This window comes from Candidatus Eisenbacteria bacterium, from assembly GCA_005893275.1.
Lineage (GTDB): Bacteria > Eisenbacteria > RBG-16-71-46 > SZUA-252 > SZUA-252 > WS-7.
On sequence record VBOW01000029.1, the window covers coordinates 23387 to 46673 of the forward strand.

21 protein-coding genes are annotated in these 23287 nt (G+C 64.0%); 18 read left to right on the forward strand and 3 right to left on the reverse strand.

Annotated elements, in window-relative coordinates; translation table 11 throughout:
• Nucleotides 1-4 precede the first annotated feature (4 nt).
• From E6K76_06720 to E6K76_06780, 13 genes are all read left to right on the forward strand, one after another.
• Complete coding sequence (locus E6K76_06720; GenBank protein ID TMQ58810.1) at nt 5-1075, forward strand: ABC transporter permease; 1071 nt, start codon at nt 5-7, stop codon at nt 1073-1075.
• Between the two features lie 74 nt (nt 1076-1149).
• Entirely contained in the window at nt 1150-1815 is a 666-nt protein-coding gene (locus tag E6K76_06725) for a lamin tail domain-containing protein (GenBank protein TMQ58811.1), read from the forward strand.
• A gap of 318 nt (nt 1816-2133) precedes the next feature.
• Nucleotides 2134-3243: a hypothetical protein gene (locus E6K76_06730; GenBank protein ID TMQ58812.1), complete on the forward strand. Its 1110-nt coding sequence runs from the start codon at nt 2134-2136 to the stop codon at nt 3241-3243.
• Entirely contained in the window at nt 3240-3929 is a 690-nt protein-coding gene (locus E6K76_06735; protein ID TMQ58813.1) for a response regulator transcription factor, read from the forward strand. Before E6K76_06730 ends, E6K76_06735 begins: the two co-directional genes overlap by 4 nt.
• A gap of 118 nt (nt 3930-4047) precedes the next feature.
• A complete protein-coding gene (locus tag E6K76_06740) occupies nt 4048-7038 on the forward strand; it encodes a chemotaxis protein CheR (GenBank protein TMQ58814.1) in 2991 nt (996 codons plus the stop codon).
• A 20-nt stretch (nt 7039-7058) separates the two neighbouring features.
• On the forward strand, nt 7059-9302 hold the full coding sequence (locus E6K76_06745) for a response regulator (protein ID TMQ58815.1): 2244 nt from the start codon (nt 7059-7061) through the stop codon (nt 9300-9302).
• Nucleotides 9303-9952: 650 nt separating this feature from the next.
• Nucleotides 9953-11197, forward strand: coding sequence for a hypothetical protein (locus tag E6K76_06750; protein ID TMQ58816.1), 1245 nt, complete (start codon nt 9953-9955; stop codon nt 11195-11197).
• Between the two features lie 48 nt (nt 11198-11245).
• Nucleotides 11246-11830, forward strand: coding sequence for an isoprenylcysteine carboxylmethyltransferase family protein (locus E6K76_06755; GenBank protein ID TMQ58817.1), 585 nt, complete (start codon nt 11246-11248; stop codon nt 11828-11830).
• 18 nt (nt 11831-11848) lie between these two features.
• Complete coding sequence (locus E6K76_06760; GenBank protein ID TMQ58818.1) at nt 11849-12331, forward strand: DinB family protein; 483 nt, start codon at nt 11849-11851, stop codon at nt 12329-12331.
• A gap of 204 nt (nt 12332-12535) precedes the next feature.
• On the forward strand, nt 12536-13207 hold the full coding sequence (locus tag E6K76_06765; protein TMQ58819.1) for a hypothetical protein: 672 nt from the start codon (nt 12536-12538) through the stop codon (nt 13205-13207).
• Between the two features lie 20 nt (nt 13208-13227).
• The gene (locus E6K76_06770; protein TMQ58820.1) at nt 13228-13743 is read left to right on the forward strand and encodes a nuclear transport factor 2 family protein; all 516 of its coding nucleotides are present in this window, start codon (nt 13228-13230) and stop codon (nt 13741-13743) included.
• An 11-nt stretch (nt 13744-13754) separates the two neighbouring features.
• Entirely contained in the window at nt 13755-14126 is a 372-nt protein-coding gene (locus E6K76_06775) for a hypothetical protein (GenBank protein TMQ58821.1), read from the forward strand.
• Nucleotides 14127-14149: 23 nt separating this feature from the next.
• On the forward strand, nt 14150-14575 hold the full coding sequence (locus E6K76_06780; GenBank protein ID TMQ58822.1) for a DUF1772 domain-containing protein: 426 nt from the start codon (nt 14150-14152) through the stop codon (nt 14573-14575).
• 69 nt (nt 14576-14644) lie between these two features.
• On the opposite strand, the gene E6K76_06785 is transcribed toward E6K76_06780, so the two are convergent.
• Complete coding sequence (locus tag E6K76_06785; protein ID TMQ58823.1) at nt 14645-16027, reverse strand: hypothetical protein; 1383 nt, start codon at nt 16025-16027, stop codon at nt 14645-14647.
• Between the two features lie 556 nt (nt 16028-16583).
• Here E6K76_06785 and E6K76_06790 point away from each other — a divergent pair.
• The 4 genes from E6K76_06790 to E6K76_06805 all read left to right on the forward strand — a co-directional run bounded on the left by E6K76_06790 (nt 16584) and on the right by E6K76_06805 (nt 19805).
• Nucleotides 16584-17093 (forward strand): DinB family protein, encoded by a 510-nt coding sequence (locus tag E6K76_06790; GenBank protein TMQ58824.1) that lies wholly within the window; start codon nt 16584-16586, stop codon nt 17091-17093.
• 161 nt (nt 17094-17254) lie between these two features.
• A complete protein-coding gene (locus tag E6K76_06795; protein ID TMQ58825.1) occupies nt 17255-17887 on the forward strand; it encodes a response regulator transcription factor in 633 nt (210 codons plus the stop codon).
• Nucleotides 17888-18603: 716 nt separating this feature from the next.
• Nucleotides 18604-18951 (forward strand): NIPSNAP family protein, encoded by a 348-nt coding sequence (locus E6K76_06800; GenBank protein ID TMQ58826.1) that lies wholly within the window; start codon nt 18604-18606, stop codon nt 18949-18951.
• Nucleotides 18952-19070: 119 nt separating this feature from the next.
• Nucleotides 19071-19805, forward strand: a complete 735-nt coding sequence (locus tag E6K76_06805; GenBank protein TMQ58827.1) for a hypothetical protein — start codon at nt 19071-19073, stop codon at nt 19803-19805.
• A 123-nt stretch (nt 19806-19928) separates the two neighbouring features.
• On the opposite strand, the gene E6K76_06810 is transcribed toward E6K76_06805, so the two are convergent.
• A complete protein-coding gene (locus E6K76_06810; protein ID TMQ58828.1) occupies nt 19929-20732 on the reverse strand; it encodes a hypothetical protein in 804 nt (267 codons plus the stop codon).
• Nucleotides 20729-22255: an FAD-binding oxidoreductase gene (locus E6K76_06815; protein ID TMQ58829.1), complete on the reverse strand. Its 1527-nt coding sequence runs from the start codon at nt 22253-22255 to the stop codon at nt 20729-20731. Before E6K76_06815 ends, E6K76_06810 begins: the two co-directional genes overlap by 4 nt.
• 354 nt (nt 22256-22609) lie before the next feature.
• Between E6K76_06815 and E6K76_06820 the strand changes: the two genes are divergently transcribed.
• Nucleotides 22610-23287 (forward strand): trypsin-like peptidase domain-containing protein (locus E6K76_06820; protein ID TMQ58830.1); only part of this gene is annotated, 678 nt, incomplete at its 3' end.

Genomic DNA, 23287 nt, shown 5'->3' on the forward strand with positions numbered 1-23287 from the left:
ACGAATCGGGAGTGCGTCCGTGATCCCGGGTCGCTGCCGGGGCGGCGCAAGGTCACTCTTTGCCAACGTCGCCTGCTTTGCCCTTCTCGTCGCCGGCACCCAGATCCTCGCGCGCCAGGCTTCGCCGTGGAACCCGGCCGCGTGGGCCGCACCGTGGAGCGGCGATGTGATCCTCGTGGTGGCGGGGCTCCTGTTCCTGGGGCTCGGTTTTCTGGGGCCGCTCCATGCCGGCGTGTTGAATCTTGGAATCTACGCACAATTTCTCGCCGGGTTCTCCGTGGCCGCCGCGATCGTTCGTACCCCGTCGATCGATCCCGCCGCCCGCGCCGGACTCGCGCTCCTCGGGGGATCCGCGGCCGGCGCGCTCGCGGGGGCCGTCCTGCTTTGGCTGCGCAGGCGGTTTGCGGTCCACGAGGTGGTGAGCGGGCTTCTTCTCGGGGTGGCGATGACTCCGGTCGCGCGGGCGCTCTCCCTCACGCCGGCCGCGCTCCCCGCGCTCGCGTTCGAGCTGGGTCCCGTTCCGGCCGCCCTCCGGTGGACCCCGGGCCTCGGGCTGGGGCATACCTTCGTCCTGACGTGGGGAATTCTGGTTCTCTCGCTCGGCCTTCTCCTCGCCCTGGCCTTCGCACACGTCTTGCGCACGTCCGCCCGTGGATTCGATCTCAGGACGGTCGGCTCGAACCCGCTCGCCGCGGTGGCGGCCGGGGTGGACGTGGACCTGGTCCAGCTTTCGATGCTCGCCGCCGGCGGAGTCTGCGCCGGACTGGCCGGGGCCCTCCAACTCTGGACGGACCCGGCCGTGGCGCTCGAGCGCTGGCCCCTCCCGCTCGCCTTCGCGGGGATCACGATCGCGCTCTACGGCCTTGGAAGCGTGCGCGGCGTCCTTATTGCATCCGTTGCGTTCGCCCTGTGGCTGAACGCGCCGGGGACCCTGGTCTCCCTTGCGGATCCGCGTTGGGGGACGGCGATCTCGCTCCTGCTCGTGTTTCCGGCCTTGTGGAATCTCCCCCGCCTCCTCCCCGATCAAGGAGCCCCCCGCGCCCTCTGGCGCACCCGGCATCGCGAAACGTACTAACCGCTCCGCTCCGACGTAAGGACGATTCATGACACGCCCCGACACAACCGCGCTTCGGCGCAAGGAGAAAGCACATGGTTCGTTGGGGAGGTGTCGTGTGGGCGCTCGTAATCGCCATTGCGGCGGCCGTCGCGGCCCAGGCGGTGTCTAGGCGCGATGTCGAGGGAGGGGCGCGCGTGGTGGCGCCGGGGCTTCGGCTCAACGAGATTCTCGCGTCGCCTGCGCGCGACTGGGATGGCGACGGACTCTATGATTCCAAGAACGACGAGTGGATCGAGATCCAAAACGTCGGCCCGGAGGCGCTCGCGATCGGGGAGTACCGCCTCGCCGACGCGGCTAGAACGGTGCGTTTTGCGCTCGAGGGAACCCTCGCCCCGGGGGAGGTGAAGCTCACCACGGGGAGCGCCGCGGTTGCGTGGCAGCGATCGCAGGGGCTTGCCGCGGCGGGGCTGAGCCTCAACAATTCCGGGGACCAGGTATATCTGCTGCGCGTCACCGGACCCGACACCACCACCGTCGACACACACACGTACGGGAGCATCGAGGGAGGAAACGACCGGTCGGTCGGCCACGCGAGCACGGAAAGCGAGGACTGGATTCTTTTCGACTCGCTCAATCGTTACACTGGGGGTGGGACGCCGGCTGGAACGGGCTGCCCTCCGACTCCTGGGGGCGTGAACGGATGCACCACGGACGTGAGCCCCAGCACGTGGGGCGCGATCAAGAGGCTGTATCGATGAGGCGGGGGCGGGGCGGGGGCCCCGCGGGGGCGGGCGGGGCCCCGCGGAGGCACGGGGGGCCCCGCGGAGGCACGGGCGGGGCCCACCCGGAGGCTTGACTCCAGCCCATCTCAGGCGTAGTGTTAATAAAGGTCAAGGTGGCCGCAACCGGGACCCCCGCCGTGGTATGACGCGCTGACGAAGGTTTTTGACCACCAAGCGCTTGTACGATCCCGCACGCTGAAGCTCCGCTATCGCAGCCCACCTCTGGTGGTTGTTGGTGTATTAATTCTAGGGAATGGGGGGTCCTGTGCCGTCACTGAGTGACAGGATCGCGCCATGCTGCGGGAAGCGAAGGATTTGAAAGTAATCTCGAGGCGGAAACCGAACGATCCAGAGCGCCGCGTTGATCAGTACCGGATCGTCTTCGAGAGGTACCCACACCCTGCATGGGTACTCGACCGAGCCACGCTCCGCTTTCTCGCGGTAAACGATGCGGCGGTTTCCAAATATCTCTACTCGCGCGATGAATTCCTACGCATGTCTTATCTCGATATTCATCTTCCCGAAGATGCATCAACCGTCCAGCGGAGCCTGATCAACGGGCAGCCTAACTCGCCGGGCATCGGCCTCTGGCGTCATAAGAAGAAAAGCGGGGATCTGTTCGACGTCGAGGCGGCGTGGATCCCCGTCCCGTTCGATCGGGTGCCCGCCATTCTACTCACCGCCGATTCCACACACCGAAGCCTCCGGCGGCTGCTCCAAGAGACCGAGAGCGGGCGGGAGCGTCTCGAGGCTCTCTCGCGACGGCTCGTGGATATCCAAGAAACCGAACGATCCGAGATCGCACGCGAGCTTCACGACGAAGTCGGTCAGCTCTTGACGGGACTCAAGCTGATGCTGAGCGCCGACGAGCGGGAGCCTCAGCCGGGGCTCGCGGGATCGCGGCGCGAACAGATGCTGCAAATCGTCAACGAGCTGATGGACCGCACCCGGAATATCTCGATGGATTTGCGGCCGCCGATGCTCGATCAGCTGGGGCTTTTGTCCGCGCTTGTCTGGCACTTCGAGCGCTTCACCGAACAGACCCGGATCCGCGTTTCGTTCAGCCACGTCGGCGCGGATTCGCGCTTTCCCAGGCCCGTGGAGACGGCGGCATTCCGCCTCATTCAGGAGGCGCTCACCAACGCGGCTCGCTATGCGGGCGCTGAGGTTGTCGAAGTGGAGGTCCAGGCGGATTCGAAATTCCTGAAGCTACGGGTCGAAGACCGGGGGTCAGGATTCGATCAGGAGGCGGCGCGGGCCGGCCGCTCCGCCGGTCTCACAGGCATGGAGGAGCGCGCCCACCTCCTCGGAGGGCACCTTACGATCGAATCCTCTCCCGCGCTGGGCACGCGGCTCTTGGCGGAGCTGCCGCTTCGGAGTACGGCGCCGGGAGTGATCCCATGAGTTCCGCGAGCTCGGCCACGACGATCGTCCTGGCGGACGATCACAGGATCGTCCTCCGGGGCCTTCGCGCGCTTCTGGAGGCCGAATCCGGATTCGCCGTGATCGGCGAAGCCGAGGACGGGCTCAAGGTCATGAGTCTGGCCGAGCGGTTAAGGCCGGACGTCTTGGTTCTGGATCTCATGATGCCGGGTCTCGGCGGCTTCGACGTGACGCGCCGCGTGGCGAAGCGGCTTCCCAGGACCCGCGTTGTCATTCTCTCCATGTATTCGAGTGAGGCGCACGTCGTCGAGGCTCTCCGAAGTGGGGCTTCCGCCTACGTTCTCAAAGACGCGAGCGTCGAGGAGCTCGTGACGGCGATCCGCGAGGCAGCAGCCGGCCGCCGCTACCTGAGCGCCCCTTTCTCCACCGACCGGATCGAGTCGTATCTCCGGCGGCCCATCGGCGCTGATCCGTACGGCACGCTCACGTCGCGCGAGCGAGAGGTGCTCCACCTGGTTGCCGAGGGGCTCACAAGCGGCGAAATCGCGAAGCGATTATTCATCAGCCCACGCACCGCGGAGAGCCACCGCGCGAACCTCATGCGGAAGCTCGGCCTCCGGAGCCGAACGGATCTAGTGCGTTTCGCCCTCCAACGCGGGATCGTCCCCTTGGAGACGTCGGCAGCTCCCCGCGCAGGCGAGCACTAGACCTACCAAAGCTCATCCCGCCGCGCCTGTATGCAGCGAATCGGGCTCGCTCCTTATTTGTGTCAATTCCGTGGCGCTTCAGCTTGCCGACTTCTCCCCGGGATGCTAGCGTGAGTGGTTGACCCTCATGACCCAGCCGGGAGGCAACATGGCTGACCAGACCCCCGAGACAGGGCGCAAGGACCGCGACGCGCTTTTCGAGGACGAGGACCAGGATCGGGCGGTCGAGCTGGAAGAGGCCTCGGAGCCGGAACGAGAGGCGGAGAGGCCCTTCATCGTCGGCATCGGCGCATCAGCCGGCGGGCTGGAGGCGCTGGGTCAGCTCGTCAAGCACGTGCCGCTGGACAACATGTCGTTCATCGTGGTCCAGCACCTCGCCCCGGATCGTGAAAGCGTTCTGCCCCAGCTTCTCTCGCGCAGCAGCAAAGTCGAAGTCACGACCGCGGCCGAATCGATGACGGTCGAGCCGAATCGGGTCTACGTGATCCCGCCCAACACCGATCTCGCGCTCATGAACGGTGTGATTCACCTCATCGCACCCGCCGGGGAGCGTCCCTACCTGCCCATCGACTATTTTTTCCGCACGCTCGCCCAAGACCAGGGGGCATCGAGCATCGGGATCATCCTCTCGGGGACAGGCACGGACGGCACCCTCGGGCTTAGGGCGGTCAAGGAAGCGGGCGGAATCACATTCGTCCAGGACCCTTCTTCCGCCAAGTACGACGGCATGCCGCGGAGCGCCCTTGCGAGCGGGTTCGCGGACTTCTGCCTCCCGCCCAAGGAGATCGCCGAAGAGCTGACCCGGATCGCAAAGCGACCGCATGGAGTGAAGCTGCCGAGCGCTCCCGCGCGGGCGCCGCAGTTTCAAGAGCAGCTCGCGAGGCTCTTCATCCTGATTCGGTCCGCTTTCGGAAACGACTTGACCCGCTACAAGCCTTCGACGGTGGAGCGGCGGATCGAAAGGCGGATGATCCTCCACAAAATCGGAAGCCTCGAGGATTACGTGAGGTACGTCCAGACCAATGCCGGGGAGCTTCAGGCCTTGTACAAGGACACGCTCATCACCGTCACGAACTTCTTCAGGGACCGGACGACCTTCGAGGCGCTCAAGACGAAGGTCTTTCCAAGAGTGCTGGAGCATGCCGGGACGCACGCGCCGGTTCGTGTCTGGGTGCCGGCCTGCGCTACGGGGGAGGAAGCCTATTCCATCGCCATCTCTCTGATCGAATTCTTGGAGAGCGTTGGGAAGGAGAAGAGGATCCAGATTTTCGGGACCGACGTGGACGAGCAGTCGATTCAGCACGCGCGCCGAGGAAGCTACCCGCAGAACATCGAGCTCGATGTTTCTCCGGAAAGGCTGAGTCGTTTCTTTACCAAGAAGGGCACCGAATATCACGTCACGCGGCGTGTCCGCGACACGGTTGTTTTTTCCCAGCAGAACCTGATCAAGGACTCGCCTTTCTCCCGCATGGACCTGGTGAGCTGCAGAAACCTCCTCATCTATCTGCAGCCTTCGACGCAGAAGAAGGTGCTGAGTATCCTCCACTACTCTCTGAACACGTCCGGCTATCTCTTGCTCGGCAGCTCGGAGACGGTCGGAGACGGCCCGGAGCTTTTCAGCTTGGTCGATCGGACGAGCAAGATTTACTCGAAAAAACCTTCAGGCTCGACGTTCGCTCTCGAAACCATGCTGAGCGGCCCCAACATCCCGGAGCGGAACCAGCGCGGGGCGGCGCCTCCGGTGATCAGCCTTCAAGCGTTGGCCGACCGTAAGATTCTCGACGTGTACGCCCCCCCGGGCGTGCTCCTCAATGAGAACCTCGATATTTTGCATTTCCGAGGGCACACGGGTCCCTACCTCGATCCGGCGCCTGGCTCGGCCAGCTTCAGCATCTTACGCTTGGCCCGTCCCGAGCTGCGCATCGAGCTCAAGAGGGCTATTCAGCAGGCGTTTGCCGAGCAGATCCGCGTCAGCACCGACGTGAAGTTTTCGGACGCCGGCAAGCCAGGTGCCGTGAGACTCGACCTGGTGCCGATCCAAGATCCGGAGACCAAGACCCGGTGCCTCCTCGTGTCCTTCTTGGCGATGGAGCCTCCCGAGGAGCTTCCCCCGATTCCAACGGACGAGCCGGACGAGCGGATCGTGGCCCTGGGAAAACGGCTTCAGGAGCTGGAACGGGAGCTCGAGGTCACCAAGGACTACCTGCAGGCCACTATCGAGGACAAAGAGAGCGCCAACGAAGAGCTCAAGTCGGCCAATGAGGAGCTTCAGTCTTCCAACGAAGAGCTGCAGAGCACGAACGAAGAGCTGGAGACATCAAGGGAAGAGATGCAGTCCACGAACGAGGAGTTGACAACCGTCAACGAGGAGCTCCAGAACAGAATGTCGGAGCTCGGTCTCTCCAACGACGACCTGCACAACCTCCTGGCGGGGTTCGACAACTCCGTCCTCATCGTTGGCATGGATTTTTGCATCCGGAGATACACTCTCGCCGCGGAGAAGCTGCTGGGTCTGGTCGCTGGCGACCTGGGTCGTTCGATCAGCTTCATCGATGGCTTCTTCGGGGCCGACGTCTTGACCAAAGTCCGCGGCGTGGTGGAGACACTGAACACTCTGGAGGAAGATGTTCTCTGCCGAAACCGTCGGTGGTACTCGGTTCGGATCGTGCCCTACAAGACCTTGGACCATGTGATCCGAGGAGCGGTCATCACCCTGATGGATATTGACGCGCGAAAAAAATCTGCGATGCTGACCCGTGACGTCGGGGAGTATGCGGGCCATTTTCTGGGCGCCATCCACCATCCGCTCATGATCGTCGACAGCAAGCTGCGCATCGTGTGGGTGAATCAGCCCTTCTACGACTACTTCCAAGTCGTCGAGCAGGAAACCATCGGGACCATCTTCCCGAATGATGGAGACCCGCAGTGGGCGGACACGGGCGAGCTTTGCCAACGTTTGGAAGTGACACTCCGCACCGGGGAGAGCTTTCGGGGAGTTCTGCTTCGTCAACCTGCCGCGCGGGGCAGCACACAAACGCTGAAAGTAGGCGGCAGCCGGATTCCGGTTCCGGCCGAGTCCGCCCTCGTACTCCTGTCGTTCGAGGAGTGAACCCTCTTCCGTAGGCCGCCATGGCCAAGGCACACCTGGAAGAGATGTCGAAGACGGAGCTGATTCGGGAGCTCCGGAAGCTTCAGGACGCCGAGCGCCGCCTCGAGACTGCGCTGAAGGCCAGCGACCCGGTACGCCTGGTGCACGACCTCCAGGTGAGCCAGATCGAGCTCGAGATGCAGAATCGCGAGCTTCAGGAAGGGCAGCAGCTACTCGAAGACTCCCGGAGCCGTTACGCTGACCTCTACGATTTCGCGCCGGTCGGATACTGCACGTTCGACCTCGAGGGCTATATACAGGAGATCAACCTGACCGGCGCCTCGCTCCTCGAGGTGCCCAGGGAAAAGCTCGTCCATAAGCGGTTCCCCGCCGTGATCTCCATCCGAGACAAGGATCCCTTCCGGACCCAGCTCAATTTCGAAGCCCATCTGCGTGCCTGCGCGGAGAAGACGGACCGGGTGACGACCGAGTGGACGTTGTCGAGCAGGAGCCACGGAACCTGGGTCATGCAGATGGCGACCGTTCCGCTCCGGGACCACGACGGGGCCATGATCGGATACAGGAGCGCCCTCATCGACGTCACCGCCTTGAAGCAGCTCGATCGGCTCCGTTTCCTCGCCGACGCCGGAGAGATGCTTTCTTCCACTTTGGATTACCCGACGGTACTGGAGCGTGTGGTCCGCATCGCGGTCCCGGCGCTGGCGGACCTCTGCATCGCCGACGTGCTCGACGAGAATGGGCGGCTTCAGCGCCTGGAGGTGGCTTTCGGAAGCCCGGAAAAACAGTTGGCGCTGGCGGAACGTGTCAAAGAGTCCGCATTACGGCCGGGCCCGCAGGCTCTGCAGCGGAGGGTCGCGACGTCGCGTAGTCCCGTCCTCTTCGAGCGGACCGAGGAGCCCTTTTTCCTTTCCGGCCTGAGTGAGGAGGACTCCGACCTCGTCCGAGCGATTGGTCCGAGGTCGATGATCATTGTGCCGCTCATGGTGCGGCGAAAGTTGCTCGCGACGCTCACGTTCATCGTGACCGAGTCGAAGCGCCATTACACCTCCGAAGACGTCCTCTTCTTCCAAGATATTGCCCGCCGGACGGCTGTTGCCGCGGACAACGCACGGCTTCATACCCAGGTGCAGCGTGCGATTCGCATCCGCGAAAATCTTCTCGGCGTCGTTTCGCATGATCTGAGAGACCTCTTGGGTGTGGTCGACATGGCAAGCGCGGTGCTTCTGAAGAGCCCCGTGGCCACCGACCGGAGGATTCAGAGCCGAAAATCCGCCGAGATGATTCATCGCACGGCGGAGAAGATGACCCGTCTCGTCGCGGACCTTTTGGATAGCGTCGGGATCGTATCCGGCCACCTCGCGGTCGACAGGAAACCGTGCCCGCTCCTCCCTCTGGTCCGGGAAGCCCTCGAAGGGTTTCAGGCGATTGCTTCGGTGCGCCTGCAGTGTGATCTGGCGGGCGTCTCCGATCTTGTGCTCACCTGCGACCGAGAGAGGATCTTGCAGGTGCTCACGAACCTGATCGGGAACGCGATCAAGTTCACTCCACAGGAAGGCACCGTCACGGTCCGGGCCCAACCGAAGGGCAACGAGGTCTGGTTCTCGGTCGGTGACACCGGGGCGGGAATCCCGAGCGAAGAGCTCCCGCATATCTTCGAGCAGTTCTGGCAAGCAGCCAAGACCTCCAATTTGGGAGTTGGTCTCGGGCTCACGATCGCGAAGGGGATCATCGAGGCTCACGGGGGCCGGATCTGGGCAGAGAGCGAGATGGGCGCGGGCACGACGATCCACTTCACGCTTCCGATCGCGCGCCCCTACGATGATGCCGACGATTCGCACCGGACCGCCGGGGCCGGGGAGGCTGTGGGCAGGCGAGCCATACCGGGCGCGTCATCAGAGCGAAAGGTCGTGCTCGTGATCGACGACGAGTCGGACGCGCGAGAGGCGATGCAACAGGTGTTGGCGCTGGACGGCTATGAATCGGTCGGTGCCGCGAACGGCAAGGAAGCGCTCGTATATCTCCGAACGCACCCTGCGCCCTACGTAATCCTGCTCGATCTGGTGATGCCGGTCATGGACGGATGGGCTTTCCTCGCGGGCAGGAACCGGGATCCTGCGCTCCGACCGATTCCGGTGATCGTCATCTCAGGCCACCAGGAAGCCGAAACGCAGGCGGCCGCTGCCCACGCCGGCTTCATCCAGAAGCCGGTCCGCCCCGAGAGCCTTGCCGAGTCGATGGAGCACATGGTGCATGGGGCGCAGTAGCCCGGCCCAGAAAATCGAAGGCGCCCCTGGCCGCACACTGCGTTCCAAAGGCGCCTCACTCTCGCCCCCCCGCTCTCGTCGAGGGAGCATCTATGTCAACCGGTTCGGTCCCCCTAGCGGCCGTCCCGTGAATCGCTCACATGGCGGCTGTCCCGTAGACCAATCCGGGCTGATAGTGGGGGGGCCTCCAAAGGACCCGGATCACCGAATCCCCTGGTTCCGCAGAGAGCGTGCCAGGGGGGTCCGACGCCCTACACCGCGGCTCCCGAAGTGAAGGGCGCACCTTAGGCTACGCGTCGAAGCAAGTACCCGGCGGGACAGGAGCCGTCTGGATACGGCCCCTGCGGGACGCACAAATGAGGGCACGCCGTGTGTCTACCGGTACGGTTGCGCGGGGTCGATAGGGAATAGCACGGGTATTTCACCTGACGGAAATTTCGATCTCTCGTTAGAACGACACCATGGAGTAGAGGAAGCCTGGTGGGGTTCAACCAATGAGCGGCGGGGACCTAGGTTATGGCGCGACAATTGCATGGGGAGGTTTCGATTAAGCTTTTGTGCCCACCTGTCGATTTCTTTCCAGGTAAGCTGCACATCATTGGCCGGCGCCTTGGGGGGCGGGATCCCGGCAGCTCAATGGAGATTTCAACATGAATGATCGTATGAAGGCCTCAAGCCCCCTGTCCTCGTCGGCATGCGTTGGCGTCGCCGTCGTGCTCTCGCTCTGCATATTCCACGCGGATTCCGTCGCCAGGACGCTTCGCGTGGGCCCGAGCAGGACCTATACCACCGTGCGGGATGCCTCCCAGGCAACGCAAGACGGCGATACGGTGCTGGTCGATGCCGGGGTCTACAGCGCGGACGTGACCGAGTGGACTTCGAACAATCTCGTCGTTCGCGGGGTCGGCGGCCGCGCCTACATGCGCTCCGACGGGGTCGTCGAGCAGGACAAGGGGATTTGGGTCTTCTACGGGACGAACTTCACCGCGGAGAACATCGAATTCTCCGGCGCCGCCTCGGTCTCGGGCTGGAACGGCGCCGGGATCCGGTTCGACACGCCGGGGAACCTGGTCCTTCGAAACTGCTATTTTCACGACAACGAGGACGGGATCCTGGGCGGGGCCGATTCGATCCTGATCGAATACAGCGTTTTCGATCACAACGGCCACGGGGACGGCCAATCCCACAACATGTACGTCCACGGCAGGAGCTTCACGATCCGATACTCCTACACCCACCGAGCATGGATCGGGCACAACATCAAGACGCGCGCGCGGAATAACTACATTCTATACAACCGCATCATGGACGAAGCCGACGGGGAGTCGAGCTACAGCATTGATATTCCGGATTGCGGCCGGTCCTACGTCATCGGAAACGTGATCGAGCAGGGCCCGAGCTCGGTCAACAGCTCCATGCTTGCCTATGGAATGGAGAGCCAGCTCGGCGTCAACGACCTCTACGTGATGAGCAACACCCTCGTGAACAACCTGGGCAGTGGGACCTTCATGAGATTGCGCGCCGGCTCCATCGTCAAAGCGATGAACAACATTTTTTACGGCCCGGGCACCTATTGGTCCAGCGGGTCCACGGTGACCGAGAGCAGCAACTATTTCGAGCCCTCGTTCAACAACTCGCCCAGGTTCGCGAACCCGGCAGCGTACGACTTCCACCTCACTTCCATCTCGCCGTCGTCGGTCCTGAACGCGGGCGCGTTGCCCGGCATCTCCTCCACCGGGTACATCCTCACCCCCACCAGCCAGTACGTCTACGATGCGCAGGGGAAGACGCGATCCCTATTGGGCCTGCTCGATCTCGGCGCGTTCGAGTACACGGCCCCGGGTGGGCCCGACGTGGCCTATCCTGCCCCGATCCGGGACCTGAGATACCGCTGAAGAGAGTGGACCCGGCAGCTCCGTAGCCCGGGATCCATCGGGGGTGCGATGCACGAGATGCTCCGGGTCGCGCTCATCCTGGGCGCTCTGATCCTCCTGCCGATCGCGTTATACCACCGGATCAAATCACAGGCGACGGGCGAAAGGCTCGACCGCGGCCAGGAAGGGCTCTTCATTCTGCTGACCCTCCGGCCGGTCGGGTTGGTCTTCGTGCTTGCTCTTCTCATGTGGATGATCGATCCGTCGCGGCTGGCCTGGTCCTACGTGGAGCTGCCGAATCGGCTCCGGGTGATGGGGCTCTGCATCGGGGCCGTGGCGGGGGTGTTGTGGATCTGGACCTTCCGAACCCTGGGACCGAATCTGACCGACACGGTCGTCACGAGGAAGGAGCATACGCTCGTGACGAGCGGTCCCTACCGCTGGGTACGTCACCCGTTCTACGATTCGTTGGCCCTCTTCGTGGCGGCGGTTTTTCTCATCACGGCCAACTGGTTCCTGTTTGCCACCGGGGTGCTGGTGCTCGCGCTGATCTTGCTCCGCACACGTAAAGAGGAGCAGAATCTGGCGGCTCGCTTCGGCGATGAGTACCGAGCGTATCGGGAGCGCACGGGGCGCTTCTTGCCGAAGGGGTGACCATGGAGGGTACCCTCGATGGCTCGAGACGAGCCTCTTCGCAAACATCTCCTGAAGCTTCTGGACTGGGAAGACGCGCACGTCGGTTTCGATGCGGCGGTGAAGGGGATCGCTCCCGCATTCCAAGGCACCACGCCGCACGACCTGCCTCACTCGCCGTGGCAGCTTCTCGAGCATTTGCGGCTCACGCAGCACGACATCCTCGACTTCTGCCGGAACCCGGCTTATGCGGAGCGGGCGTGGCCCGAGGAATACTGGCCGTCGGGCGCAGGTCCGCCCACAGGGGAGGCGTGGGATGAAAGCATCGCCGCCTTTCGCCGCGACCGCGAGGCGCTGAAGAAACTGGCCGCGGACTCCGCCGTGGACCTCTTCGCGCGGATTCCGCACGGCGCGGGCCAGACCTACTTACGTGAGGTCCTCCTGGTCGCCGACCATAACGCCTACCACGTGGGTCAACTGGTCTTGGTCCGGCGCGGTCTCGGAATATGGCCGCCGAAATAGCGGGGTGCCGGCCCCTTCCATGACCGCAGCAGACTCCGGAATCCCCATCGCGTGTAACCTCGACGCGTTTTCCGCGTCGGAGCGAGAGCGCCACGCCTCGCTGCTCCAGAAGTTGGGCGGGAGAATCCTGGAGAGGCGCGAGCTTTCGGACGGCTACGCATTCCGATTCGCGGCGGAAGCAGGCGCGATCGCGGAGCTCGCAGAATGGATCGGTCTCGAGCGGATGTGCTGCCCCTTTCTGCGGTTCTCGGTCGAGGTCGAGCCGAATGGAGGCCCGGTGTGGCTCAAGCTGACGGGCGGGGCCCAGGTCAAGGCCTTCGTTGGCTCGGCGTTCCGCGCCCTGCGGTAGGAGCCCCGCGGCGCCCCGGGGCGATCGGATCCCGTCCCCGTGGTATCCTACGCGCTCCTATGGTCGACCAAATAGTCGAGGCCTGGCGCACCAACCATCGAATCAACCTTCGCCTGATCGAACGCATCAGCGACGCCGGGATGCGGTGCACGCTCTCCACGCGCGGCGGCCGCAATGTCGTCCGTCAATTCGCCCACCTCCACAACGTGCGTGTCTGGCACCTGAATCGCCGGGCGAAGTCCCTCGCGAAGGGAGCCCGGACCTTCGCTACGTACGATGAGCCCGACCGAAGAGCCCTCGTCGCGGCCATGAGCGATTCCGCGCGACGCGTCGAGGATCTGTTTCGCCTTGCGAGCGAAGGCGCCCCCGGCGTCCGAACGATCAAGCGTGGCCTCATCCCGTACCTGGCGTACTTCATCGCGCATGAGAGCCATCACCGGGGCAACATCCTGCTCACGTTGAAGCAGTGCGGCCATCCGGTCGATTCCACGACCCGGTATGCCATCTGGGACTGGGACAGGATTTGACGGGGGAGAGGGGGTACTCCATGAGCCGTGCTCTCGCAGCGATTTTTCTCCTCGGCCTCTGCACCGCGGGCCCGGTCTCGCGCGCTGCGGCGCAGGCGACGCCGGGGGTGCGCGACGGCGGGGGCGCGCGAGAGCGCGACGCGTCCGCCTCCGAGGCGACCACGCTCGTGCGCCTCGAGAATGAATGGGCCAGGGCCTTGGTACGGCGTGACGCGACGGTCTTTCGCCGGCTCCTTGCGAAGGGATTCGTGTACACGGAGAACGACCGCATGATGGGGGGCGGCGCGGTTGTGCGTGAACTGACCGCCGGGACCGACAGCGTGCAGTTTGCGCGCAATAAGAACATGCGCGTCCACTCCTTCGGCACGACGGCGGTGGTCACAGGCTGGCTGGTCGTGCGGGGGCGCGGCGCCGACGGTCCGTTCAACCGTCGATACCGCTTCACCGACACCTGGGTCCGCGGCAGGGACGGGTGGGTAATCGTGGCCGCGCACGATTACCTCGTACCAAGGGGAGCTGGATCGAAGCCGAAATGAGGGCCGCGCCCATGTTCATCGGTCATTATGGTGTGAGCTTCGCGGGGAAGAGCGCCGATCGGTCGCTCTCGCTCTGGGCGGTCGCTGCCCTGATCACGCTGAGCCTCGTCGGTGGCTGCGCTTCGGGGATTCACCCCGCGATCGACGCGCCCACCCATTTTCTGGTGCGCGCTCCCGACGGCAGGGCTGTGGAGCCCACTCCCGGGGATGAATGCAAGAATCCCATGATTGATCCACGCGACGGCGCGCCCCTGATTCTGGTCCGTTCGGCGGGCGGACGAGGCGACTACCAGGTTCCCGTCGCTCGCTACGGGGTCCGCAAGGGCGAGCTCCTGCGGCTGGAGTGCGGAACCGGGAATGTGGTCGGGATCGTCAGGCGCTGATCTGGCACCCCTGGAGGCAACACATGCTGAGTCTTGTCTACGCGGCAACCTGCGCGGGTCTCTTCGCCGGCGCCGCACTCTTCGTGAGCGCGGTCCAGCATCCGGCGCGAATCTCCCGCGGGGCAGAGTTCGCCGTGAAAGAGTTCGTGGCGAGCTATCCCAGAGCCGCGGTGATGCAATCCATCCTGGCGGTGATCGGTACGGCCACGGGTCTGTGGTCGGCCTGGCTGCGGCACGACGCCTGGCTCGCGCTGGCTGCGATTCTTCTGGCGTCCGCGATTCCCTTCACTCTTCTTGTGATCCTTCCTACGAACAAGCGATTGCTCGACCCGAGCCTGGATCCTCGAGGGCAAGAGGCCCCGGGGCTGCTCGCACGGTGGGGGCACCTTCATGCGGCACGAACTGCGGCCGGCGTCATCGCGTTCGCCATCTTCCTGGCGCGTTTCTGAAACGCGAGGGAAGTAAGATGGGTGCGACCCTGGGCTTCCGGGATCCGGGCGCGAGGGCCGCCGCCCTGCCTACAACGTTTTCAGAAACGCGATGACCGCCTCCCGCTCCTTCGGCTTGAGCGCCTTGAAACGATCCCGTGTCCCGGATCCTTCGCCTCCGTGCAGCTCGATCGCCTGCTCGAGCGTCGCAGCGCGGCCATCGTGAAGGAAATGTGACGAGAGATGCACGCCGATGAGAGGCTCGGTCCTGAACTCGGACGGGGTCGCGAGGCCGAGGCAAATATCCGCCAGATCCGGGCCCATGTCGTGCAAGAGGAGGTCGGTGTAGGCGAAGAAAGTCTTCCGGTTGAGCGCACGCACGGGGTTCTTCCCCGTGCGAAGCCTCGGGAGATGGCAGGAAGCGCATCCGATGTGAGCGAAAAGCTTCTCGCCCCTCTTGGCTGCTTCGGTCCGTCGCAAGGGCGAAGGCGGGGCCAAGAACCGCAGGAAGTCGTTCGTGAGATCGAGGGCCTCTTGGTTGATCTCGGGATCGGGGGTGGGATCGACCCCCGCGGGAATGGAGTCACCCCCGATCGATTCCTCGGTGGGCGCGGCAGGATTCGTGATGCCCTGCTCTATGACGAACGCGCCCGCGTTGAATTCGTTCAGATTCGGCACGAAGCCCTTGCGCCCGAACCGTCCTATGCGTCCATCCACGAACCGGTTGGGCCGCCCGGAAATCCCGTCGTGGTTCCGGTCGTCCGGATCCGCATAGGAGATGAGGTCTGAGTCGGGTACGGCATCGAGGAGGCCACGGCCGAAAATCGCCGGCGAGCTCCGTAGGCCGCGCCCGGTGGTGTCCTCAGGTATGGGCTCCCGCTCGATTCCCAATGCCGCCTTGAGCGCGGGCGTCACCTCCTGCTGAAACACGGGGCCACCTTCCGCCGCGAGCATATCGCAGTTCCCATCGACGTGGAAGGCGGTGGCATGCACCTCCACCTCGTCACCGCTTCCCCCCGCCACAGGGTTTTCATGGCACTCCCCACAGGCGGCGGAGTTGAAGAGCGGACCAAGCCCGGTTTCCGGCGTGAACACGCTGTCGAAGACCGCCCGGCCGCGCCGGAATTGGTCGCGCTGCTCGGGAGTCAGCCCCGAGATCGGATCGCCGGGGTGCACGAACCTCGCGCAGCCGCTCGCGGCGATGCCGAGGAGGAAGAATGAGGTGACCGTCGCGCGCCTCACCGGGCGGCGACCTTCTCGATACGATCCGCGAAGAGCTTTCCGTCGGACGCGTAGCACAGCGCTCGGCAGATGTCGCCGCGCTTGAGGTCGGTCAGCGCTGCGCCGCCCCCCGCGACCTGGGCGTTGTGTGAGGCCAGGAGACGCAGGAGACGCAGCGACATGCCGACACCGGTCACCATTTCGAACGATCCGCTCTTCGGCTGTACGGCGTGGATGGTGCCTTGAACCCATGTGTAGGTGGGCGGCTGCTGCGCGTCGGCGGCAAGGAGGGCGGATGCCAGAAGGATAAGGACCGCCGCCATCGTGAGACGTTTCATTTGAGGCCTCCCTTCACAAGGACACCCCCAACGCATCCTACCCTATCCGGGTAAGCGAAGGTCCCGCAATTTTATACCGCGAACGACCCGTGGCCGAGAGGGACCACGCGGGTTGGGCGCGGAGCCCGCGCGAGGCCCAGGGAGGCTCTATGGGACCACCCGGGAGACCACCTGGCGTCGGCATATCAGGGTTTCCCTGACCCCATTTTCCGAGTTCTCCCGATGGCGCACTTCGGTCACCTCAACGACCTTCCTTCAGCAGTGGCAGGGTTCGCTAGCATCTCGGTCAGCGCCTACTGGCGACCTAAACCTCTAGCGTAATCCCCCCAAGCCTCGGGGTCACCCCGGGCGCGACCAGAGGGACCGGCGCCCTGCCACTTCCTACGCTTGTTACTTCCTCACGGGTATATCCTCGGCTGTGCGACAAAACTCCGATCTTGCTAAAGGGACATCCGCCGGGGAATTCTGAAATGGATGCTGCAAGCAAGGCAATCGTCTGGCAGCAGTTCGGGGCCGCTATCGACATGCTCGAGAACGCTCTGCTCGCCTGTCCCGAGGAGCTGTGGGGCGACCGCACGCGAAAGCCCGAATACTGGTATCTCGTGTATCACACGCTCTTCTTCCTCGACTTTTACCTTTCCGACTCGGCCGAGGGATTCGCTCCTCCCGCTCCCTTCACCCTTACCGAGCTGGACCCGGCGGGGGTGCTCCCGGAGCGGGTGTATACGAAAGACGAGCTTCAACGCTATCTCGCCCACGGCCGGAGAAAGTGCCGAGCAACGATCGAAGCTCTGACGGAGGAGGGGGCCCTTCAACGCCGTAGATTCGGGTCGGTTGACGGCAGCGTCTCGGAGCTGCTCCTCTACAACATGCGGCACGTTCAGCACCATGCCGCGCAGCTGAACCTCATTCTCCGGCAGACAATTGATTCGGCCCCGCGTTGGGTCGGCAGGACGAAGATCGAGCTCAGCGCCGATTGAGCGCCGAGAGCGTCCTACGTGCTATTCCTACGTGCTATAATGACGCAGGGTAATCGGGCCTGGGCCCGACGCGGTACGCTCGGCGTTGTGAGGGGAGTCGCAGTGACCGAGGGATCTCGTATGTGCTTTGCCCATAACGCTCCCGCCCAAGAGGCGGAACCGTGATCCGCGCACTCATCGCCGACGATCATGCCGTCCTCCGGCGCGGCCTAGCCGAAGTGCTGGGCGAGGCCAGGGACATCGTCGTTCAAGGCGAAGCGGGGAGTTGCCGGGAGGTGTTGGCAAAACTCCGGCAGGGTGAATGGGATGTGGTCGTGCTCGATCTCAACTTCCCCGACGGAAACGGCCTCGATCTGCTCCGCGAAATCAAGCGCCAGCGTCCGAAGCTCCCGATCCTCATCCTGACCATAGCCTCCGAGGACCAATACGCGGTCCGCGCGCTCCGGTCCGGCGCTTCGGGATACCTGACCAAGGAGAGCGCTCCCGAGGAGCTGGTTCAAGCGGTCCGGAAGGTCGTGTCGGGGGGACGGTACGTGAGCCCGCGGCTAGCCGAGCGCCTCGCCCTCATGATAGATCGCGACGCCGACCGGCCCCCGCATGATCAGCTTTCCGAGCGGGAATATCAGGTCTTCCGGCTCCTTGCCTCCGGCCACGCCGTTTCGGAGGTCGCCGAGGAGCTTCACCTGAGCGTGAAAACCATCAGCACCTATCGCTCGCGCGTCCTCGAGAAGATGAGCCTCCGCACGAATGCCGACCTGACCGTGTACGCGGTCCGAAACCACCTCGTCGAGTAGCTGACCAGCAAGACTGCTCGCCTCCGGCTCGCCCGTATCCGATTCCGTCTGACACTGGCTTGGGAGTCCGTCCGACGCGGAAATCAGTGGCACGCTGATTCTCACGATACCGTACGGCTTCGTAGGATTTGACCCGAGCATCACGCTGATCACGTCAATTTGAGGGGTCCCAAAGACGGTCCTATTGCGAGTGAATCCTCCCTGGACCGGCTTTGGCGGCTAGGGACCCGGCGGCGTTCGGCAGTCGGGTCCCGCATAATCGACGCGCATCTCCACCGCGCGCATGGGCGGGCGTCGGGGTGCGCTAGGCAAACGAGGAGCGGGGGCCAGCCGGTCTCGCTCGATAGGACGGCAGGCTCGAGCTTCCGATTCGGAGCAGGCGGCGCGCTCCAGCGTGCGCCGACCCGGTTAGCCAGGGTCGGGCACATTCTCCTTGGCCGACACCGCGCGCGATCTCTCGATCCAGCTCGATCCCGCTCCTCGATGGGGGGCCCGGGCGGTGGGCGTGGCCGGTGACCGGACACGCTGGCCCGCGACAACCTTTTCCGAGCGATTCGGCTCGGAAGAGCGCGTTCAAGGTCGGCACCGCGATGCCGTGGAGAAGCCTATCCGGTCGCGCGTTTCTTGACGTGGTTCGCGCATCGGAATTCAGGATGGTGGGCTTCTTGCGGACACCCTCCCGCCCCGGGCAGCCCCGAGTCTGCTAACCAGCTGCGATGAACAGGCTGGTTGAAATACGTTCGTATAACCTGACGCCTGGGAGTCGCGTCGAGTTTCATCGCTTGGTGTCTGAAGTGTCCCTCCCCATGCTGAAACGATGGGGTGTTGATGTGGTTGCGTTTGGTCCTTCCCCTCACGACACAAGCTCCTACTACCTCATCCGAGCATATGACAGCCTGGAACATCGCCAATCGAGCCAGGATGCTTTCTACGGAAGCGCTGAATGGCGACAAGGGCCACGCGAGAAGATCATCTCCCTCATTGAGAGCGAAACCTCGGTCGTTATCGAGATGGATTCGTCGACGGTAGATTCCCTTCGAAAGAGCGCGGAGGATCGACCCTGAAGGTCGCGGGAGCGTCCTGAGCCGGGACTCGGATGAGAGACCCCTCGCACCCGAGTTCCGCCCCGGCCAACCTCTGGACGGTGATCGCCGTCGGAACCGTAGCGTATGCGGCCTGTGACATGGCGCATGAGGTACTCGGCCACGGCCTCGCATGCGCTCTGACCGGCGTTCGAGCGCTGTCCCTTTCCACCGTCGCACTGCAGACAGGCACCAGCAGTCGCTTCGTTGCGGCGGCGGGCTCCATTGCCAATGTGGTCGTGGGCGCGCTCGCCATGTGGTTGTTTCGCCGCGGAACGACGTTCAGCGCGTTGCGTTACTTCTTGTGGCTCTTCACCTCGGTCAACTTGCTGAACGGCACCGGATATCTGCTGTTCTCCGGGGTGCTCGATCTCGGGGACTGGGCCGTGGTCATCTCCGGGCTTCAGCCCCACGGGGCGTGGCGCGCCGTCATCACGGTGGCGGGCGCCGCACTGTACTTTGGCGCGGTCAGGCTCATTTCTGCCAATGCGATCTCCCTGGTCCGGAACGGTCAGGTGGATCGAAAGGAATGGCCCCGCCTGGTCTTTCCGGCGTACGTGGCGGGTGGGCTGCTCTTGGTCGCGGGGTCGACGCTCAATCGGGTCGGCCCCAGTCTGATCTTGCTCTCGGGCGTGAGCAGCGGCTTCGGCGCCATGGCAGGGCTCCTATTCGTCCCGAGACTCGTAGAGGAACGGACCGTGGGATCGGCGGGCGTGGCGGGCCCGGTTTCTCCGCTGCGTTTCAGCCCCGGCTGGGTGGTCGCTGGGATCTTGGTCGCCCTGGTGTTCGTGGCACTCCTCGGACCGGGCATCCGCTTCTCGGGATCGCATGAGTGACAGCTTGAGAAGAAGTATCCAAGGTTTCGGATCAAGCCGCCAACCGAGTTTCCGTGGGGTCGAGAAGTCCACTTCATCGATCTGGCCGGCGTTTGCTGGCACGTCGGAGCACGTTGAAGAACCCTAGCGCTCCGCGAAGTCCAATTCCCACGCGGCTACTGCCTGCCAAGAGCCGTCGGACCCGTAAATGATCCCCTCCTCGAGTTTCAGATGATCGGTCAGATGCTCGGCGAGACCGAGCGTTCCCTCGGTTTCGCGCCCGCCTTTCTCCGAGGCTCCGAGGCCACCGAGCCCACCGAGGGTACCGGGCTGTCCGCGAAACCCGCTTCCCGACCCAGAGCTTGTGACTACCTCTCCTTCCAAATCGAGGAATGAGCTGAGGTGCCATTCAGCCGCCAAGGATGCCTCGAACGTGTTCCGCAGATTGACGCCGGGCGGGCTCCCGACGAAGGTGTAGAGCGCTTCGAGATCGAGATCCACATGCACGAACTCCTTGCTGATGATGCCGCCGAGGGAGTAGTCGGCCTTGCCGGTACCGATTTCCTCGTGCTTGGCGGTTGGCCACTTTGCGCTCCCTTCCACAGCAAGGGCGGGCCGGTTCCTGCGCTCCCCGAGAAACTCCCAAGCCACGGTCGTCTCGAGATCGCCGACTCCACGGACCGTGCGCCCAGCGTTCTTGTCGCGAATCGAGACGTAGCTCGGCTCGAACGTGAATCCGAGCGCATCCGAGGGTTCGAATTCCAGGAGGAAGGGGAAACCGTATTCCGTCTGGTCGCCGTCGCTTTCGTATTCGATACCCGATCCGATCACCAAGGCAAGCTCGCGCAATCGCTTCGTTTTCACGATCGTCGCAGAGGCCGGCTGGGCGATGGCGACCAGGCAGAAAAGGATGAGGAAGGTCGCGGCCCCCAGCCGCTCCCGCCTCACGGCCGAATCGATAGCGCGTGGCGGAACACATCCCGCGGGTCCCACCGCGCCTTGATCCGCTGTAGGCGCGGGTAGTTCGCCTTGTAATACAGTGTGTGCCAGGGCACGCCCGAGGTGTTCAGCACCGGGTCCGGGAGGTCGGTGTCGGGATGATTGATGAATGCCCCGTCGTAGGCCTCGCTGGGCACTGGCACACCCCCGCTCTCCGCAAGCAGGTCTCGGTAGAATGCCCGCACCCATCTCAGGTTCTTCTCCTCTTCCCGCGGATTCAGCCAGCCGGTGGTGCACGCCATGTCGAGAATCGAATCTCGATGAGCGGAGGCGGTCGCATCGGGCGCGACGGTGTTGATCCGCCCGCCATAGGTCGCGAGCCCCAGCATGCCGCCCATGACGTCGTGGTCGGTGCGCGTCAGGTAATCGTACGCCACGCCGATCTGGCGATCGGTCAACCGTTTCTTGAGCAACGCGTCCTTCACCTTGACACTCACCCCGCCCGGCGGCGCGGCGAACAAATCGGGGAATGGATTCAGGGCGAACTCGAGCCAGGACATCCGCGCGAGCTCTCGGCCGTGCGGTGCGAGGACCCCTTCGCTCAGCGCCGCCAGATGGTCATCCACCTGTCGCTCGGCGGCGGCGCCGGCCGTGGTCACGCCGCGGACGACGATCTTTCCGAGCTGCTTACGATGAATCTCGAACAGGGTCCAGAGGGACGCATTCGGCGAATCGGCGTTGCTGTTTCGCTCGCACCAGACGCCGTGGTTCCTGAGGAGTCGCAGGAATGCCGGCTCGTCCATGTCGCTCCAGCTCCATTCCGCCTTGAAGGTCGTGATCGACTCCGGCGCGCGAGGCAAGAGCCCGGCGGGATCCTCTCCGGATGCTTCGGGCGATCGGAACCAGTACCGGGTGACGACGCCGAAGTTGCCACCGCCCCCGCCGGTATGGGCCCACCAGAGGTCGCGATGCGGGTCGGACGTCTCCCGGGTCGCCACCACGCCGCTCGCCCGTCCGCCCTCGTCCACCGTGACCACCTCGACCGCATACAAATAATCCGCTGCGAGGCCGAGCTGGCGGCAGAGGAAGCCAAAGGCGCCACCGGACACATGCCCGCCCATGCCGATCTCCGGATACTCACCGAGCGGTATCACGACTCCCCACGTCTCGAACAGCGCCCGGAACGTCTCGCCCACCGTGGCGCCGGCCTCGACGGCCACGGCGCCCCTTTCCGCGTCGTAATACACGCGCTTCATGGGCGAGACGTCGATGATCACCCGCACCCCGGCATCCGATACGAAACCCTCGAGGCAGTGGCCGCCACTCGTCACGGCGAGTCGGCGTCCTTGCATCAAGGCTTCCTCGACCGCTGATACCACCTGATCGGTCGAGCAGACCAACCGGACGTAGTCCGGGCTCGCGCGGAACCGCTTATTGAAGCGCTTATCGACCACCGCGAGATACCGCGGATCGCCGGGACCAATTCTGATGGATTCGATCCGTGTGTCGTCGGTCGTTTGTCGTGCCGACATCGTCTCCCCTGGCCTTCCGTCCGCTCTCGTCCGACACATAACCGAGACGATCGCCGACAGGAAAATCTGCGGTACACTGATTTTCGCGAGCCGGTAATTTCTCGGAGGATTTAACGCAGACTTGGTCCCGTTTCGCAATGACATCGCGGGGCGCCGGGAATTTCTCGGCCGCCGCCGCACGAGCTCGACACAGCGGAGGGGACGAGTGATACGGGTCCTCGCGACCACGCGAGAGATCGGAGACGGTATTCGGGGTCATGGCGCGCCCCCTTTGCGCGCGACCGTCCGCTCGTTCGAGCTCCCGTGCCTCACGTGGATCGCCAGGCCGTCCGCAGAACGGTAGCCGGAACCGGATTGCTCTTCGATGGCGTCGACACCGGGGAGCGCAAGTACCTAGGATCCTGCTTCAGCCTTCTCGAGCCCATGGTATTTGTGACCGCGGCCCACTGCATAGAAGGAGTCCCGCTGGAACGACTCCGGGTCAATCACCATGGCGGTCCCCCGCCCGACCTGTTCACTGCTGTTCAACGCATCGAATGGGTTCTTGAAGCGGATCTTGCGGTGTTTCAGACGGACGCCCCAGGCGCGAGGTGGGCGGCGCCGTTTAGCCGAGTTAAGTACGCGGCTGATTTCGGCGAAGAGGTCTGTGCGTTCGGTTATCCAGTGGATTTGATTTCACCGATCTCGGTCAAGGTGACCCCTCGGTTCTTCCGAGGGACGGTGCTGCGCCCGTTTCTCTTTGAGCGTGACGGTCGTCGATATTCGGCTTTCGAGCTAAGTTTCGCTTGCCCGCCAGGGTTGAGCGGGGGCCCGCTTTTCTTGGCGGAGGATCCAGCCACCGTGATCGGTGTCGTAACCGAGAACTTTGAAACAATCGCGGTTCGTGATGAGGTAGTTGAAGAGAAGCGGCCCGGGGAGGTTGTTCGCCATGAAGCACGTCACGTCATCACGTTCGGCGTCGCAGCGAACATCTTTAGCGCGTGCGATGCGATCGAGAAGATTCTCGGGCGACGATTACCGGACCCCGAACCG

Bases quoted from the DNA above. Each gene is read 5' to 3' on its own strand.
- E6K76_06815 (TMQ58829.1), bottom strand. From the start codon at position 22,255: ATGTCGGCACGACAAACGACCGACGACACACGGATCGAATCCATCAGA.
- E6K76_06790 (TMQ58824.1), top strand. From the start codon at position 16,584: ATGGATGCTGCAAGCAAGGCAATCGTCTGGCAGCAGTTCGGGGCCGCT.
- E6K76_06750 (TMQ58816.1), top strand. From the start codon at position 9,953: ATGAATGATCGTATGAAGGCCTCAAGCCCCCTGTCCTCGTCGGCATGC.
- E6K76_06775 (TMQ58821.1), top strand. From the start codon at position 13,755: ATGTTCATCGGTCATTATGGTGTGAGCTTCGCGGGGAAGAGCGCCGAT.
- E6K76_06735 (TMQ58813.1), top strand. From the start codon at position 3,240: ATGAGTTCCGCGAGCTCGGCCACGACGATCGTCCTGGCGGACGATCAC.
- E6K76_06800 (TMQ58826.1), top strand. From the start codon at position 18,604: ATGAACAGGCTGGTTGAAATACGTTCGTATAACCTGACGCCTGGGAGT.
- E6K76_06780 (TMQ58822.1), top strand. From the start codon at position 14,150: ATGCTGAGTCTTGTCTACGCGGCAACCTGCGCGGGTCTCTTCGCCGGC.
- E6K76_06760 (TMQ58818.1), top strand. From the start codon at position 11,849: ATGGCTCGAGACGAGCCTCTTCGCAAACATCTCCTGAAGCTTCTGGAC.
- E6K76_06725 (TMQ58811.1), top strand. From the start codon at position 1,150: ATGGTTCGTTGGGGAGGTGTCGTGTGGGCGCTCGTAATCGCCATTGCG.
- E6K76_06770 (TMQ58820.1), top strand. From the start codon at position 13,228: ATGAGCCGTGCTCTCGCAGCGATTTTTCTCCTCGGCCTCTGCACCGCG.
- E6K76_06730 (TMQ58812.1), top strand. From the start codon at position 2,134: ATGCTGCGGGAAGCGAAGGATTTGAAAGTAATCTCGAGGCGGAAACCG.
- E6K76_06755 (TMQ58817.1), top strand. From the start codon at position 11,246: ATGCACGAGATGCTCCGGGTCGCGCTCATCCTGGGCGCTCTGATCCTC.
- E6K76_06745 (TMQ58815.1), top strand. From the start codon at position 7,059: ATGGCCAAGGCACACCTGGAAGAGATGTCGAAGACGGAGCTGATTCGG.
- E6K76_06765 (TMQ58819.1), top strand. From the start codon at position 12,536: ATGGATCGGTCTCGAGCGGATGTGCTGCCCCTTTCTGCGGTTCTCGGT.
- E6K76_06785 (TMQ58823.1), bottom strand. From the start codon at position 16,027: ATGGGTTCAAGGCACCATCCACGCCGTACAGCCGAAGAGCGGATCGTT.
- E6K76_06805 (TMQ58827.1), top strand. From the start codon at position 19,071: ATGGCGCATGAGGTACTCGGCCACGGCCTCGCATGCGCTCTGACCGGC.